At 62.1% G+C, this 16,541-nt stretch carries 14 protein-coding genes; 4 read left to right on the plus strand and 10 right to left on the minus strand.

Annotated features, from left to right (window positions below):
• Positions 1-38: 38 nt before the first annotated feature.
• Positions 39-527, plus strand: coding sequence for an acyl-CoA thioesterase (locus F7R90_RS18140; RefSeq protein ID WP_225741350.1), 489 nt, complete (start codon positions 39-41; stop codon positions 525-527).
• Between the two features lie 42 nt (positions 528-569).
• Positions 570-965, plus strand: coding sequence for a hypothetical protein (locus tag F7R90_RS18145; protein ID WP_158058990.1), 396 nt, complete (start codon positions 570-572; stop codon positions 963-965).
• A 265-nt stretch (positions 966-1,230) separates the two neighbouring features.
• On the opposite strand, the gene F7R90_RS18150 is transcribed toward F7R90_RS18145, so the two are convergent.
• The 10 genes from F7R90_RS18150 to F7R90_RS18195 form a co-directional block, all read right to left on the minus strand.
• Positions 1,231-2,217 (minus strand): ribonucleotide-diphosphate reductase subunit beta, encoded by a 987-nt coding sequence (locus tag F7R90_RS18150; protein WP_394352029.1) that lies wholly within the window; start codon positions 2,215-2,217, stop codon positions 1,231-1,233.
• Positions 2,217-4,646, minus strand: coding sequence for a ribonucleoside-diphosphate reductase subunit alpha (locus tag F7R90_RS18155; protein ID WP_158058991.1), 2,430 nt, complete (start codon positions 4,644-4,646; stop codon positions 2,217-2,219). Before F7R90_RS18155 ends, F7R90_RS18150 begins: the two co-directional genes overlap by 1 nt.
• Before the next feature lie 220 nt (positions 4,647-4,866).
• Entirely contained in the window at positions 4,867-6,603 is a 1,737-nt protein-coding gene (locus tag F7R90_RS18160) for a Rieske (2Fe-2S) protein (protein WP_158058992.1), read from the minus strand.
• Positions 6,604-6,670: 67 nt separating this feature from the next.
• Positions 6,671-7,600 carry a hypothetical protein gene (locus tag F7R90_RS18165; protein ID WP_158058993.1) on the minus strand — a complete coding sequence of 310 codons (930 nt, stop codon included), beginning with the start codon at positions 7,598-7,600 and terminating at the stop codon, positions 6,671-6,673.
• 557 nt (positions 7,601-8,157) lie between these two features.
• Entirely contained in the window at positions 8,158-9,471 is a 1,314-nt protein-coding gene (locus F7R90_RS18170) for an ABC transporter ATP-binding protein (protein WP_158058994.1), read from the minus strand.
• Positions 9,464-10,540: an ABC transporter ATP-binding protein gene (locus F7R90_RS18175; protein WP_158058995.1), complete on the minus strand. Its 1,077-nt coding sequence runs from the start codon at positions 10,538-10,540 to the stop codon at positions 9,464-9,466. Before F7R90_RS18175 ends, F7R90_RS18170 begins: the two co-directional genes overlap by 8 nt.
• Positions 10,541-10,733: 193 nt before the next feature.
• Entirely contained in the window at positions 10,734-11,222 is a 489-nt protein-coding gene (locus F7R90_RS18180) for a hypothetical protein (protein ID WP_158058996.1), read from the minus strand.
• 144 nt (positions 11,223-11,366) lie between these two features.
• Positions 11,367-12,455 (minus strand): CapA family protein, encoded by a 1,089-nt coding sequence (locus F7R90_RS18185; RefSeq protein ID WP_158058997.1) that lies wholly within the window; start codon positions 12,453-12,455, stop codon positions 11,367-11,369.
• A gap of 115 nt (positions 12,456-12,570) precedes the next feature.
• Entirely contained in the window at positions 12,571-13,695 is a 1,125-nt protein-coding gene (locus F7R90_RS18190) for a DUF7282 domain-containing protein (RefSeq protein ID WP_158058998.1), read from the minus strand.
• Between the two features lie 83 nt (positions 13,696-13,778).
• Positions 13,779-14,336 carry a metal-dependent hydrolase gene (locus F7R90_RS18195; RefSeq protein WP_158058999.1) on the minus strand — a complete coding sequence of 186 codons (558 nt, stop codon included), beginning with the start codon at positions 14,334-14,336 and terminating at the stop codon, positions 13,779-13,781.
• Between the two features lie 100 nt (positions 14,337-14,436).
• Between F7R90_RS18195 and F7R90_RS18200 the strand changes: the two genes are divergently transcribed.
• Both F7R90_RS18200 and F7R90_RS18205 read left to right on the plus strand, forming a co-directional pair.
• A complete protein-coding gene (locus F7R90_RS18200) occupies positions 14,437-14,775 on the plus strand; it encodes a hypothetical protein (protein WP_158059000.1) in 339 nt (112 codons plus the stop codon).
• A gap of 412 nt (positions 14,776-15,187) precedes the next feature.
• Complete coding sequence (locus F7R90_RS18205) at positions 15,188-16,540, plus strand: nucleotide sugar dehydrogenase (protein WP_158059001.1); 1,353 nt, start codon at positions 15,188-15,190, stop codon at positions 16,538-16,540.
• Position 16,541 lies beyond the last annotated feature (1 nt).

A 16,541-nucleotide genomic window follows, 5' to 3' on the forward strand; every position in this document is an offset into this window, starting at 1 on the left:
CTAGTAGTTTTATTCGCGACGCTCCCGCACGTTCGAGTATGTCTAACGAGTTGACGACCCGAAAAGCGACGCTCGCGGACTCGAAGACCGAGATGAGCGAGATTCTGATGCCCGACGACACGAACAACCTCGGCCGCGCGCTCGGCGGGTCGGTCCTCCACTGGATGGACATCTGCGGGGCCATCTCCGCCCGACGGTTCTCACGCCGACAGGTCGTCACGGCGTCGATGGACCACGTAGATTTTCTGGCGGCAATCGACCTCGGCGAAATCGTCGTCACGGAGGCCTACGTCTTCGAAACTGGGGCGACGAGCATGGACGTGAAAGTAGACGTGTCCGCAGAACGACCGAGTACCGGCGAGTGCCGCGAGACGGCGAGTTCGTTCTTCACCTTCGTCGCGCTGGACGACGACGAAAATTCGGCGAACGTGCCAGAACTGCGCTGTCCGACCGCAGAGCAGAAGCGCCAGCGGGAGCGCGCGCTCGAAGAACGCGCAGAACGCCGAGAGGAGTTAGCGACGAAGTGAACGCCTACAAAACTTATACCACGAGAGTCGGACAACGAACGTATGGCAGACAATTGGTCCTTCCTCCGCCTCGTCGCGGGATTCCTCCTCGTATTCGCTAGCGTCCTCGGGTTCGTCGCGACCGTCGAACACGACCAACACTGTAAGATTACGGGTACGGAAAGCGAGAATCCCGGCGGGTACGCCGTTGAGTACTCGCAACTGAACAGCGAGCAACAGCAAGTCTTCGACCAGATGCGCCAGAATCAGGGCGAGGGAGTCAACAGCGACGCCTGCGTCAGTGAGACGGTGCAGTATCAAGAGCAGTACTTCGCCGTCAACCACTGGCGAACCATCGTGTGGCAGAACCCGCCGACGTTGGCCTCGGTTGCCGTCTTCCTCGGTGGCGTAGCTGTCGTCCTCTCGCTCGTCCGCAAGCAGATAGACGCGACGCCGTGATAGCAGCGCAGCGAGAGTAGTCGGAAAAGGAAATATTCAGCTAGTCGAATATTTTTGCGTGATGGCATTCAAATATCTGGCATGAGTGCCCCCGAAGACCACGAGTGAGACACCACAGGGAGCTACTCGAACCGCTGGATTGGGTCCTCGGATTTCATCGACAGTTCGGCGTTCCGCAGCATGCTCGTCCTGTTGGTGCTGCTCGCGTTGGTGTTCGGAATGCTGTTCTGGCTTCCCCAGATGACGGCGTGAACGGATTTCGTGGCTACCAGTCTAACGACCCGCCCGACTGGTACTCGGTGACCTGCTTCTCGAAGAAGTTCGTCTCCTTGTTGAGGTCGGTCGCCTCCGACATCCACGGGAAGGGGTTGTCAGTGCCGTAGGTCTCCGGCAAGTCGAGTTGCCCGAGTCGCCGGTCGGCGACGTACTCGACGTACTCCGCGAACTGTTCGGGACCCATGCCCAGAATCTCGTCGGGACAGGCCTCGCGGGCGTACTGCTGTTCGAGTTCGACCGCGTCTTCGACCAGCGCGGCGATTTCAGCGCCGAAGTCGTCGGTCCAGACGGTGGGGTGTTCCTGCCGAATCGTCCGGACGAGGTCCACGCCGAACGCGAGGTGAACCGACTCGTCGCGCATGATGTACTCGAACTGCTGGCCGATGCCGACCATCTTGTTTCGGCGTTTCAGGCCAAGCATCATGGCGAACCCCGCGTAGAAGAAGATGCCCTCCATGACGACGTAGAAGCCGACGAGGTCCCGGAGGAGCGACCGAACGTCGCGGTCGGTGTCGAGCGTGAACTCGTCGTCCAGAATGCTCTGGGTGAGGTCCACGACGAAGGCGTCTTTCTCCGCTATCGCGGGGATGCGGTCGTACATCCCGTAGAGGTACTCCGGTTCGAAGCCCAGCGAGTCACAGCAGTAGATGAACGTGTCCGTGTGAATCGCCTCTTCGTATGCCTGCCGAAGGAGGTACTGACGACACTCGGGGTTGGTGACGTACTCGTAGATTGCGAGGACGAGGTTGTTCGCGGTCAGCGACTCGGCAGTCGAGAAGAATCCCAAGTTCCACTCGACCAACTGGCGTTCGGCGTCGGTCAGCGCGTCGCCGTTCCACTGAGCCACGTCCTCGCCCATCGGAATCTCCTCGGGCACCCAGTTGTTGTTGACGCCAGCGCGGTAGTACTCGCGCGCCCAGTCGTACTCTACCGGCAGTATCTTGTTCGGGTCGGTCGCGTCGTCTTCCAGAATCATTATTGACAAGCCTCGCAAGTCGGGTCTTCGACGCTCGGCAGGTCGTCTGCTGAACTACTCTCCTCGTCGTCGCCGTCTCCGTCAGCTCCCGACTGTCCGCGCGTCTGGGTCTTCCCGTACTCGCTCATGTCCACGGTGGACTTCTCGATTTGGGAGGCACCCAGCGTTCGGAGATAATACGTCGTCTTCAGGCCGAGTTCCCACGCAGTCTGGTACACGTCGTCCAACAGCGACCCGTCCGTGGAGGGGAAGAAGACGTTGTGCGAGACTGACTGGTCTATCCACTTGCCTCTCCGAGCAGTCAATCGGAGTTGGTGGCGCGGGTCGATTTCGAAGGCACTCCGGTACAACTCCCGTATCGCTTCGGGAATCGCCTCGATTTCCTGAATCGACCCGTCGTGGAACTTGATGCGGTCAAGTATCTCCTCGTCCCACAGTCCCTCCTCGCGGAGGTCCGCGACGAGGTGGTCGTTTATCACCGTGAACTCCCCGCTCATGTTCGACTTGACATAGAGGTTCGAGTAACTGGGTTCGATGGAGGGCGTCGTCCCTGCGATAGTGGAAATCGTGGCCGTCGGCGCGATAGCCATTACGTTCGAGTTTCGCATCCCCTCCGAAGCGACGAGTTCGCGCACCGACTCCCAGTCGAGTCGCTCTTCGCGGGGGAGTGGAATCTCGTGGCCGCGCTCTTGCTCCAACAGGTCGAGCGTGTCCTGCGGGAAGACGTCTCGGTCCCACTTCGACCCCTCGAAGGAGGGGTACGCGCCGCGCTCACCGGCCAACTCCGCAGACGACCGAATCGTGTGGTAGGCGACGAACTCTTGGGCCTCGTCGGCGAACTCGACTGCCTCCTCGGAGTCGAAGGGCACGCGCTGTTCGAACAGCGACTCGTGGAAACCCATGACTCCCATGCCGATAGGGCGATGTCGCAGGTTCGACCGCTCGGCTTCCTCCGTCGGGTAGAAGTTCAGGTCCACCACGTTGTCGAGCATGCGCATGCCGGTTTCGACGGTGTCGCGGAGTTTCGTGCGATTCAGCCCATCAGCGAGGGTGTGTCTGGCGAGGTTCACCGACCCGAGGTTGCAGACGGCGTGTTCGTCCTCACTCGTGTTCAGCGTAATCTCCGTGCAGAGGTTCGAGGAGTGAACCGTCCCGACGTGGTCCTGCGGCGAGCGCACGTTGCAGGGGTCCTTGAACGTAATCCACGGATGACCCGTCTCGAACAGGCGCGTCAGCGTCTCGCGCCAGAGGTCGCTCGCGTCCACGACTTCGTACTGCCGGAGTTCGCCGTCGCGAGCTTTCCGTTCGTACTCTTCGTAAATTTCTGTGAACTCCGCACCGTACGTCTCGTGCAGTTCCGGTACCTCGTCAGGGGAGAACAGCGTCCACTCGCCGTCTGCTCGGACGCGCTCCATGAACAGGTCCGGAATCCACGCAGCGGTGTTCATGTCGTGGGTGCGTCGGCGTTCGTCACCCGTGTTCCGGCGCAGGTCGATGAACTCCGGGTAGTCGAGGTGCCAGCATTCGAGGTAGGCGCAGGCCGCGCCGCGTCGTTTGCCGGAGCGGTTGATGGCCGCAGTCACGTCGTTGGATATCTTGAGGAAGGGGACGACGCCGGTCGATTCGACGCCCGTCGATTCGATGAGCGACCCCGAGGCGCGGACGTTCGTCCAGTCGTTGCCGAGGCCCCCGCTCCACTTCGAGAGCTTCGCGTGGCCCTTGTAGCCGTCGAAGATGCCCTCCAAGTCGTCCGGAATCGTGGTCAGGTAACAGGAACTCAACTGCGCGTGGGTCGTCCCCGCGTGGAACAGCGTCGGACTCGACGGAACGAATCGGAGGGTAGACATGACCTCGTAGAACTCCACTGCTCGTTCCTCCCTGTCTCCGACTGGTTCCTGAAGCGCGAGTCCCATCGCCACGCGCATCCAGAACGCTTGGGGCAGTTCGAGGCGTTCGCCGTCAGGGGTTTTCAGGAAGTACCGCTGGTAGAGCGTGTCGAGCGCCATGTAGTCGAACAGTTCGTCTCGTTCGGGGACGATTTCCTGAGCGAGTGAATCGAGGTCGTAGGCCAGCATGCGCTCGTCCAGAATTGCTTCTTCGACGCCGCGTTCGACGTTCTCGGCGAACGTCTCACGATAGGCCACTCCCCGGTCGTCGGGCACCTCGCCCACCAGTTCGCGGTCGTATCGCTCCAGAAAGAGCGCGGCGGCGACCGACTTGAACTCCGGGACCTGCTCGGCCCGGGCCGTCGTCGCGTTGATGGCCGCCTCGTAGCGCTCCTCGCGGGACGCGTCCGCGTACAGATTGCGCTCGGTCTCCGCGATGAGGTCCGACAGTCGTTCGTCTGTGAACGTGTCTTCGTCGTCCGGTCTCGCTCGCTCGAACAGTTCGCGTATCGTCTCGGTGGTAGTCGTCGTTCCGTGACTCATGATTTGCCTGCCGGAGCGAGGAGACACGCAGCGGGTGCGCGAACGACAGCGTCGCCACTCGGCGAGTCGCGCTCGGTGGCCGTCCTCTCGAAATCACAGCATCGCCACTACGCGACTGCGTGAGACGTTCTCCTCGGATGTCCGGCGTACCTCGTGCTGTTCGTCCCGACCGGGATAAAGTTTTCCAACCAAGTTTTCAGAAGAGCAAGTTAGTTTGTTTTCACTCCGATTCGTGAATCTGCTCGCCGCGGTTCAGTCGCGCTGCGATGGTGTAGGTCTGCTCGGCAGAGCGTCGCGTCGGGAAGTGTGCCGCCATGTACCGAGCGGTGGCGACCATGTGGACGCGGGCTTTCTCGGGGGCGGATTCGCCGTCGAACTGCTCGAAGGCCGCCTCGACGTTCTGGAGCGTGTGGAAACCAGCATCCTCGCGGAGAAGTCCCGCGCCGAGCGCGGCTTTCAGTTCTGCAGGGTCGCCGTCTTCGGCCAAATAGGCCGCGACGAATCGCCCCGCAGTGTTGACTTCGCCCTCCTCGTCGAAGGTGTCGAGCAGGGCTTCCCGGATGTCGTCGGGCGCTTCGACTTCCGTTCCGTCTGGAATCGGCGCGGGCGGCGTGTTGAGGAACCGGTCGAGGTAGACGCTCATCGCGCCAGCGAACGCGCCCCTGTAGCCCGCCATCGAATTCGTCCGGCGAGCGGCTTGCTGGACCGCGTTCGCGTAGGTGTAGGTGTGGTGAACTGTGTTCCAGTCGTTGAACTCGTTGGAGGTGCCGAACTGCGCGACCCGGACCCCAGCGGCGTGGGCGACTTCGGATGCTAACTGCTCGGCCGTCGCGCCGTTCTGGACGGCGGCCTTCATCGCGGTGACGACTTCCTCGGGGTCGTCAGAGAGCAAGGTGTCAGTGAACCCGTCCGGAGCGTTCCAGTCTTCAGTTTGGCCGTCTGCCACGAGTTTCGGCAGTTCGTCGTAGGCGTCGAAGGTGTGTTCCGCCACGTCGTCGGGTTGCCGCCACGAAGAGAGTTCTTCGGAGCGCGTCGCCTGTGTGAGTCGCGGAATCACGCTCGGCAGAATCTCGTCCGCGTACTCCCACCCGACGTGGTCCAGCGACTCGCAGGCCTTATTGATGAAATCAAAAGTGTGGCCCGCGTCCATGTAGAGGTGGTCGGTCGCCGCGGCGTAGAGCATGTCCGCTACCTGTTCCGGTTCGAGCGTGGCGATGGCGGTCTGCAGGCACCGCTCGGCACCGTCGTCGTCGCGCACCTCGATGGTCTCGCGGAACCACTCTTCCAGCCGTTCGGCGGAGAGGTCAGACGCCGAGAACGACGGCTGGTCGAACTTCGGCGGTTCGCCCTGACAGTCTTGGGCGACGTGCCGGAGGCCGGTGTAGAGGGCTCGCTTCTGGTCTTCGGCGTCGAGTTCGCCGTGCAGGTTCGCCATCGCCGAGAGGATGGTCAGCCCGGAACTCCACCCGTCCTCGCGGTACTTCGCACCGAATTCGAGTCCCTGCCGAAGCGGGTCGGTGTACGGGACACCCTCGTTCACCAAGCCGATGGCCGACTTGGCGACGACGAGTCGCAGACTCTCTTCGAGACCGGTTTCGAGGCGGTCGGTCCAGTGTTCGACCGGCGGCAGGTCCGGTTCCGGGTAGGGGTCCACGTACACTTTGCCGTCCCGCACTTCGGTCGGGAACGTCTGCACGTCGTCGGCCCACGGGTCGAACGTGTCGCCACACGAGAGTTCGAAGCGCGCGTGGTGCCAGTGACAGGTCAGGATGCCGTCGTCCACGGTGCCTTCTGCGAGTGGAAAGCCCATGTGCGGACACCGGTTGTCCACGGCGCGAACCTCGCCCTCGTGGTAGAATAGTGCGAGTGCCTGATTGCCAGCACGAGATATCAGTCGGCCTTCCTCGCGGAGTTCGTCTGCGTCCGCGACCTCTACCAGTGATTCATCAGTTGCCATACACAGTGGGACGGTAGCTACCCACAAAACCGTTCGCTGAAATCGAATTATGTACTAAAATAGACAATTACCGCGACTCGTTCCGGACGTGGGACCCGACGAGGCGACGCCGGGCACCGTCGGACCCGTTCCCGGTTCCGGTCAGGTTGAAACTCCGACTACTCGCCAGCAGTTCACGACGTTTGTCGGCCAGTTGCCCAGCGAACTCGTCTTTGACTTCGAGTCGCTCGTCTTCCCACGCCATGATTCGTTCGTCGGGGATGTGCTGGCGATGGTGGAATCGCAGTTCGACCTTCGCCAGCATGGTGACGAACGAGTCGAGGAACGCCTCGACGGTGGCGTAGTCCGGGTCGTCGTCCAGCAAGAGGCGAACTGTCTCCTCCCACTCCGCGAAGAGGTGGTACGCCTCGGGGTAGTCCTCGCGCGGATACGTCTCGGCCATCGCGTCGAGCGACGCCTCGACGAACTCCACTGTCGGTTTCTCGGTGGGAGTGAAGTCACCGAGCGTGTACTGTTCGTCCAAATCGACCCGTTTGAGTTGCGACCGCAGGTCGCTGTACGCCCGGACGAACTCGTTGGGGATGTGTTCGCGGTGCTGGTAGCGCTTTATCTGTTCCATCGACGCGCGTTCGAATCGCTGGACGGTCCGGCCGACTGCCGTCTCGATTCGCGACTTCGTCTCGTCGTCCACGACGAAGTCCCAGTCGCTCACGTCGTCGGCGGGCACGTAGCGCTGGCCGTTCCAGTGCTTCGCGGCGGGCGCGTGGTAGAATCGGCCGTCGAGCGACTGTTCGTCCACGACTTCGCCGTAGAGGTACCAGTAGCGCGGGAATCCGATATCCACGCCGAGTTCCGAGTCGAGGTACCGGTCGGTGATGCAACTCAGTCGATGGAACTTCGAGCGGGAAATCTGACTGCTCTTCGACGCTTCGAGTTCGACGAGGAGTCGATAGCAGAGGTACTCGCTCGCACCGAGCGGAGCGATTTCGTCGGTCACGGGAGTTCCTCCTGCAGCACGACACCAGCAACTCTCCGACGCTTCGTCTCCCGTCCTGCCATCGATGAGTTCGTCGTTTCGAACACGTGTCGTCTCCTCCTGTTCGGTGGGCGCCGTTCGAGGGACTCGTCACCGTCGTCCTGTCGCCGCTTGGATCTCGGTAGTCCGCCGATTCGCACTTGGTGGTCCGCCACACGCCGTGGAGCCACCGCGCGTCTTTCACAGGTCTTGCGAGTGTGTGACAATCGCGTGGTTTACGCTACCCCTGTAAATATCTTTATGATTGACCTATATTCGAGGCGCTGTTAAAAAGGTTACTTCGAGTGGCCGAGACTAGTAGCAAGTTCGTGATACCGAAAATCGGGGGTGGATCACTTCAGCTGCCGGTCGAAGAGCGGCGAGAAAGTGACCGAGAGTGCCGAAAATCAGAATCGAGCTACGAAGTCACCTCGTCAGTTCGAACGAAGTTGTCATCTTTGTCTAACGAATCGTGGCTGATAACAGAGCGATAACAGTTTGTGGCAGTTTTTCGAGGTTTTCGCCGTCTGTCCGTCGTTTCAATCAGTTTCCTGACTCTCGACTGCCCGTTCGGTCGCCGCGTCCGCCGCGTCGTGAAGGTGACACGCCGCAGAGTGGCCTGCCGTCGTCCCGTCGGTCTCGCCGAGGCCCGTGCGTTCTCGCTCGCAGATCGTCTCGAACTCCCGCGAGAGCGTCTCGCGGGCGACAGTGGCGTCGCCCTCGACGAGCGACTCGATTGCGTCGGCCAGCACGGACTCTGCGTCGGAGTCGGTCAGTTCGGCGGGAATCTCGTAGCGGTCGCGGACCGCGGCGTGAAGGTCAGGGCTGTCCCCGTTTTCGCCGCTCCCTTCAGTCGCGGCGTAGGCTTCGAGCGCGTCGTGGTCGAAACCGTCTGCGAGCGCCACGCGGAGGTCCATCACCGCGCGCCAATTCCCTTGCTCGAAGTCGTAGCCATCGGGCTGGATAATTTCCGGGCATCTGGTGTGGAATCGACAACCCGCAGGCGGGTTCGCGGCGTCAGGCACTTCGCCCGAGAGGTCCACCTGCGTGAATTCGGCGGTCGGGTCGGGTCGCGGAATCGCCGCTGCCAACGCTCGCGTGTAGGGGTGTTGGGGGTCCGCGAGAACTGCCTGCGTCGGGCCGCGCTCGACGATTTCGCCGAGATACATCACGGCCACGCGGTCACAGACTTCGCGCACGACGGCCATGTCGTGGCTGATGAACAGCACGCCAAGGTCGAAGTCACGCTTCAAGTCGTCCAGCAGTGCGAGGATGTCGGCCTGTACGGAGGCGTCGAGCGCCGAGACGGGTTCGTCGGCGACGAGCAGGTCTGGATTGACGACGAGCGCGCGGGCGATGGCCGCGCGCTGTTTCTGACCGCCCGACAGCGAGTGGGGGTAGCGGTCAGCGTCGCTCGCCGACAGACCCACGCGTTCGAGGAGTGCTTCCACGAGTTCGCGGCGTTGTTCCTCGCGGCCGAGGTTGTGGATGGCGAGCGGTTCCGCGATGGAATCGCCGACGGTCATCCGCGGGTCGAGACTCGAATCAGGGTTCTGGAAGACGACGCCGACGCGCCGTCGGAAGTCTCGACGTGCATCGTCGTCGTGGTCGGCGACTCGTTCGCCGTCGAAGAACACTTCGCCGCCGGTGGGCGTTTCGAGTCGGACCATCGAGGACGCGACAGTCGATTTCCCGCTTCCCGACTCGCCGATGAGTCCGAGCGTCTCGCCGCGTGCCACGTCGAAACTCACGCCATCGACCGCTCTGACGCGGCCACTCTCGCGGGCGAGGATGCCCTCCGAGATTGGGTAATGCTTCTCCAGATTTCGAACCGACAGGAGCGTTTCAGTCATCGGTCGCCTCCGCGCTGGTAGTGGGACTGAGTTCTAAGTCGGTCGTCTCGCGCTCCGGGCCGTAGAAGACGCAGGACGCACAGCCATCGCGATTGGATTCCCCGAGGTCGGAGTCGGCGATATCGGAGTCGGCGATATCGGAGTCGGCGAGGTCGTACAGTGGCGGGTGGTCGCCCGATTTGCACGCCGAAACTGCGGCCGAACATCGCGGATGGAATCGACAGCCTTCGGGCGGGTCAGCGGGGTCTACCGGTGACCCCGGAACCGGGTCGAGACCGCCACCGCTTCCGGGCAGACAGTCGAGCAGTGCCTGCGTGTACCGGTGGGCCGGGTCGTCGAAGACGCCGTGAACGTCACCGCGCTCCATCACTTTACCCCCGTACATGACGACGACGCGGTCGGCGAGTTGCGCGACGACGCCGAGGTCGTGCGTGACGAAGAGGACCGCCATGTCGCGCTCGGCTTGTAGTTCGCGCAGGAGTTCTAAAATTCCGGCCTGGATCGTCACGTCGAGCGCCGTCGTCGGTTCGTCGGCGATGAGCAAGTCGGGGTCGCCAGAGAGCGCCATGGCGACGACGACGCGCTGGCGCATGCCGCCGGAGAACTCGTGGGGGTAGTCGTCGAACCGGGTCGCCGCCTCGGGGATGCCGACCCTGTCGAGCAGTTCGATGGCCCGCTCTCGCGCTACGTCCTTCGAGCAGTCCTTCCCGAATCGAATCGTTTCGACCAGTTGCGCGCCGACGGTGTACACTGGGTCGAGGGCGTTCTGCGGGTTCTGGAAGACGTGCGCGATGCGGTTGCCCCGGACCGACCGCAGGTCCGACTCCGAGAGACCGACGAGATTGCGGTCGTCGAATCGAATCTCTCCGGTGGTCTCCTCAGCGTCCACGAGACCGGTGACCGACTCGCAGGTGACTGTCTTGCCCGACCCTGACTCCCCGACCAGACAGACCGTCTCGCCGGGGTTCACGTCGAAGCTGACGCCATCGACCGCGCGGACGAGACCGCCACGCTCTGCGGAGCGAAAGCGAACGTGGAGGTCCCGCACCGAGAGCAGCGGGTCGCTCATCGACGGGTCCCTCGATACTGAGCGTCGAATAGGTTGCAGAATGACGTCCGCATCCGGCTACCACCCCGAAGTGTGGTAGGTCGCACCGTCAGACGTGTGGTCGTTCCTCATGGTACTGTCAGATATGTCACTGACACTAAAGAGTTGGGTTCCGATTCGACTGCACCAAAAAAACAGCGAGCGCGTCTCGATGTTACAGGGAGACGGTCGTCGTCCGCTTCGTCGTGTTGCCGGAGGCATCCTCGACGCGAACGCTGACCTCTGCCCGCGTGCCAATCGGGAACTGGAAGAGGTCCCAGCCGGACGCGCTCGCGCCGTCCACGTTCGACACCGAGAAGTTCACGTTCCCCGGATCGGTGTTGACTGCGACTTCCACCACGTCGAGGTTCTCGTCGGGGTCTGAGACGGCCCATCGGACCGAGAACATCCGGTTCGAGCCGAGTCGCTTGCTCTTGGTGACTCGGAACCCGTCGATAGCGGGAGAGTTCCCGCTAAAAGTTCCCCCACCGTACTCGGTCTGTCCGTAGCCACCCTCGCCGTACCCGATTGTCGAGTCGGCCGCACTGGCGGGAGCAGTCGCAGCGACTGCGCCAGCGGCTGCACCAGCCATCTTGAGATACGACCGCCGGTCGAGTAGTGATTCCTCTGTCTGCTGTTTCGTAACCAGTCGTTCGCGTGCCATGCGCAGTGATTACCCGGGGTGCCACGTGTATGAACTTTTTGGTCGATGTGTAGCGTTCTCTGGGAATGTCACGACTAGACAGCCATTTATCTTATTTAATGAAACTCTACTCGCGATTTTGGAGATGTCTCCTCGGCAGACCCGTCACTGTCCCGTCGAATCCAGCGGGTTGCTACTTCGAAGCTCTCGGACGACCTTGTGCGCCCACCACTTGACGGTTCGTGCATGGAACCGAAGCGGGAACTGGAACGTGTTGCTCGCGTAGGCTTTCAAGACCTCTCGGCGGTGATTCGTCCTCGCCGCTTTCGCCTCTCTGTCGTACTCGTCGGGAGAGACGAGGTCTACGTCCGTCGGAACTTGCGCCCGTATCCGAGGCACGTCGTAGGGTTCGACGGTCGCTCCATCGTTTCTCGTCGTCCGAACCGCTACTCGCGGGTCGCTCCCGGAAGCGAGACCGAATTCAAGGACGCCGCTCTCGACGTTCGCTTCGCGCCACATGTCGAAGACGAAGTTGCCGAGACTGTACGCGACGGCAGTTCCGTGGCGCAGTTCCACCGGTTGGAACGTGTGTGAGTGATGGCCGAGGACCGCATCGACACCCATCGACGCGAGGTCGTTTGCGAGCGAAATCTGGGCGGGCGACGGCCGGAGCGTATGCTCAAATCCGGACCCCCAGTGTATCGACAGTACTGAGAATCCGTCACGAGCGGCGATGTCCTCGGCAGTCGTCAGTATCTCCTCGGGGTCGCTCGACTCGTCGCCGGAACAGAGGTTGAATCCCGCGACGTGAACGTCGTGACCGTTACACGAGAACGTCTTGGGTTGCTCGCGACCAAGTGGCGACCCGACGTACTCGATTCCGGCCTCGTCCAGTCGTGCCTTCGTCTCCGCGAGAAGCCCTTCGCCGTGGTCGAGGATGTGGTTGTTGTCGATGTGGACCACGTCGAAGCCGCTGTCCGCCAAGAAGTCCGCTGTCTCCGGTGGCGACATAATCGGCGGTGGCGGTTCGTCGTACGGGAGTGCGAACGAATCAGATATCACCGCTTCGAGGTTCCCAATCGTCAGGTCTGCGTTCCGGAGGTCAGACCTGAGAGACGGGTGAACGAGACAGCTATCGGAGTGTACGAGACGGTGCGCGGCGAACGTCTCGGGTGGTTCGGTCAGATATCGCCACGACAGCGAGAAGCCAGTCATGATATCACCAACCGCCCGGAGAGTCACGTCGTCTGCCATAGAGCCTCGGCAACCCGCTAGCCTATCAATCTAGTGTCGCCTGGAGAGTCGTCACGGTGAGAACACGATCGGAAAAGAAATGGTCGAACGTCCAGCGGCATCTCGCTGGACTCGGTCAGTACGCTGTCGTCGTCTCGTTCGTGATTTCTGTCCCCGTGACGCGGACGATTTCGCCGAAGTCCCGCGTGAGGACACCGACGTAGTTCAGGCCGGGTTCGAGTTCGCTCGTCGAGACCTCGAACTGAACGGCTACTGTCTCGCCAGCAGCGACGGTGACGGGGCGTTCCTGCACGACAGTGCCGTTCACCCGCAGTTGCACGGTCTCGGTCACCGCTCTGTCGCTCGGGTTCTCAACTTGGGCGTTCACGACCAACGACCCGCCGTCCACGTCGATTCGCCGCGGACTGACGACGTTCGAAACCAGCAGTGCCGGTTCTGCGGGCGTTGTGGTTTCGACCGCGGTGGTCGTTTCGGTCGGTTCATCGGTCGTCGTTTCGGCCACTGTAGTAGTCTCCACGTCCTCCGTCGTGGTTTCGACTGAGACTTCAGTCGTCTCGACCGCTGTCGTCGTCTCGACGGATACCTCAGTCGTCGTTGGGAGTTCCTCGGTCGTCGTCTCTGCTGGTTCTTCCGTGGTCTCCACTTGTTCTGTCGTCTCAGCTACTTCCGTCGTCGTCTCGACCACTTCCGTCGTCGTCTCCGCCGATTGGGCCTCGACGGTCACCGCCGCGTCGTCGATGACCACCTGATTCTCCACGACGTACGCGCTGTCTGCTTCACCCTGCGAACGGACGAACTCGAACGTCTCGTTGCCGTTCGTGTCTCGATACGTGACCGCGAGCAGGAGTTGGTCCGCCTCTATTTGCTCGTCGAAGGTGACGGTGACGTTCTCGTGAGTTCCCGGTTCGAGGTACGCCGACGCCCCGAGGACGCTGTCCAAGACCGACCCGTTCAAGAGTTCCCGGTCGTGGACGACGACGAAGCCACCGTCCGGCACGGTGACGTTGGCAATCGTCACTGCCGACCCGTTACTCGTCTGGTTCTCGAAGGTGACCGACGAAGCGTTCGTCGTCTGGTTCTGCAACGCCGCCGACGCGAAGCGGTCTACGGCCTGCTGGTCAGAGCTCTGTGTAGCTGGTCCCCGTTCGGCGTCGGCCGTCGTGCCGAGCGTCGCCGCGACCCCGCCGGAAATCACCGCGACTGTCAGTACCACTACCGCTATGACCTGCCTCCGACTCATTTTGTGTTCTCCCCCGGCCGGGCTAACCACGACGGATTAGAAAAAATCGAGGGTTAGTTTGAACCGAGACAGGTCCGACGAGGTCACGTCGAGAGCTTTCGACCGACCCACGCCGGAACGGCTCTGAGAACGCCGAGACCCGGCGCGCCGTCCCGAAGCCAGAGCGCGGCCACAGCCACCGTCAACGCGAGTTCGGCGACGAAGAACGGCGTGAGATTCGCCGAGGTAAACTGCGAGGCGAAACTCGGGACCGTCTCGTACGTCGGTGCAGGGACGACCGGCCACGCGAGATAGCCGAGTTCGCCGAGCTCGCCACGAATCGCGGGGTGAATCGCGTCGGCTACCAAGTGACTTGCGTAGCCGACGGCGAACGCAGTCGCCTCGGCATCGTGGTCTCGGCGACGGAGCGCGAACCGGACCACAGCGACGACCACCAGCGCGGTGAACAGCGAGTGAGCGAGCGACCGACCGTGTGGGAGTAGTTCGAGCGACCACGCGAGTGGCTTGTCGATGAGGTCTGGGAACTGCGTCCCGGCTGCCACGGCCACCGTCGCGCGGCCACCCGGTTTGAGACCCGAGTCGAGACGACCTAACAGGCGATAGCTCAGATATCCCACAGCGAGGTGTCCCCACGGCCACATACGGTTTCGTTCGGACCGCTGTCGGTTAGCCTCTTCGGGAACAGGTAGCGGGGACAGAATTTGGGCAAACACCTACAAGCGTGCTGTCCTTGGAGAGCGTATGGCGATGGGAATGGGGCACTTCGCAGTGGGAGCGACTGGTGCAATCGTACTGCTGTTGATTCTGGGTCGATACCCGTGGACGACGCGCAACGCCGTCGTCGTCTTCGCGAGCGGCGTCTGGGCGATGCTACCCGACGTGGACGTCCTCGTGCCGAGTCTCGAACCGACCGACCACACGCCGCTGGTCGATATCTTCTGGTCTCACTACTCGCTCGATACCACCGCCTTCACCGACAGCGCGACCGGGAGCATCCTCCTCGTCGCCGTCTTTCTGCTCGTCGTCGGCGCGTCCCTCGTCATCGGCGAACCGCGGCCCCAGAGAAAGTCGAATCAGTGAGTGAGTCGCAGGCCGAATTGCCGTTCGTATCCAGATATGTCGGGTCAGAACAGCCACGCAGAGCGACGACGTAAACAGTAGCGTCGTCGGACAGATAATCCGGATTACAGCGGCCGTCGATGACCCGAATTCTCGGGTGGTCGAAACTGTGGGACGAGACCGACCGGGTAGACTCCGGCTATACGACGAATTTCCGGATTACCGATACTCGGTCCGACGCGGCTCGAAAGTAACGATTCAGAAACGGACGAAGCGGACGTGAACGGTCGGTTGTTTATATACCAGAACCGATTGAACCTGCTTTCGCGCCGAGAGCATTCCAAGGAGACTGAGAAAATGCAAGCCACAGCTATAGCTATCTCTAAACAGGGGGACCGGGGGCAGTCTCCGGTCGTACGAGGTGAGTAGAGCGATGAACAGCGAAGCGAGTAGCGATAGCTCCATCGTCGGGTTGGGGTACGTCGGACTTACTCTCGCGATGGCGTTCGACGACGCAGGCTACTCGACTGTTGGTTACGACATCGACGGCGAACGGATTCGAGAACTTCGAGACGGCCACGACCCGACTGGCGAGTTCGGTGACGAACGAATCGCGGAGAGCGACGTCACGTTCACCGACTCGCCGAAGGACCTCGCAGATAGCAGGTTCGTACTCGTCGCACTGCCGACGCCGGTAGACGAGACGCAGACGCCTGACCTCGACAACCTCGAATTCGCGAGCGAGACCATCGGCCGCCACATTTCCGACGGGACGACCGTCGTGTTCGAATCGACGCTGTACCCCGGTGCGACTCGGGAAGTCCTCCGTCCTGCACTCGAACGCGGTGCTGGAGAACAGGGCGGCGTGGACTTCAGCGTCGGGTACTCGCCTGAGCGCATCGTCCCCGGTGGCGGCGGTCCGAAACTGGCCGAGGCGACGAAGGTCGTCAGCGCCGAAGACGAGGCGACGCTGGTGAAACTCGTCGCGCTGTACGAGAGTCTAGCCGAGGGCGAGGTGTACGCCGCCGACACCATCGAGACGGCGGAGGCGTCGAAGTGTCTGGAGAACACCCAGCGCGACGTCAACATCGCCCTCGTCAACGAGTTCACGATGGCGTGTCGGCAACTGGACTTCGAGTTGGACCCATACGAGGTCCTAGAGACGGCGAAGACGAAGTGGAACTTCCACGACTACGAACCCGGAGTCGTCGGCGGCCACTGCATCCCGGTTGACCCCCACTACTTGCGCCACCGGTTCGAGGAGAGCGGCTACACTCCGAACCTCATCCGCGCCGCTCGTGGAGTCAACCGCGAGATGCGACGGTACGCGTTCTCGCTGACGCTCGACGCTCTCTACTCCGCGAAGTTCGAGGAGGCAGAACAACATCCCAACCTTCGGACCGAGGGCGCACTTCCCGAGAGCGTCGCCGGGTCTCGACTGCTGCTGCTGGGATTCGCCTACAAGCCGAACGTCCCCGACCTCCGGAACTCACTGCTCGCTGACATCGTCTCTCAACTTCGGGAACTGGACCTCGAACTGCTCGGTTGGGACCCGTTCTACGAGGAGCAGTCGTTACCAGAGAAGTTCGACTTGGACGTGCAGTCGGAACCGGACTTCACCGACGTGGACGCCGCTGTCGTGCTGACTCCCCACGACGAGATTCGGGAGTTCGACCTCGAATCGATGGCGCGTCGGATGGCAGACGACCCCGTGTTGGTGGACATCGGGAACGCCTTCGACCGCGAGAAGGCGGCCGCCTGTGGGTTCACCTACAGGAGGCTGTGAG

This window comes from Halorussus halophilus, from assembly GCF_008831545.1.
In the GTDB taxonomy this organism is placed as follows: domain Archaea; phylum Halobacteriota; class Halobacteria; order Halobacteriales; family Haladaptataceae; genus Halorussus; species Halorussus halophilus.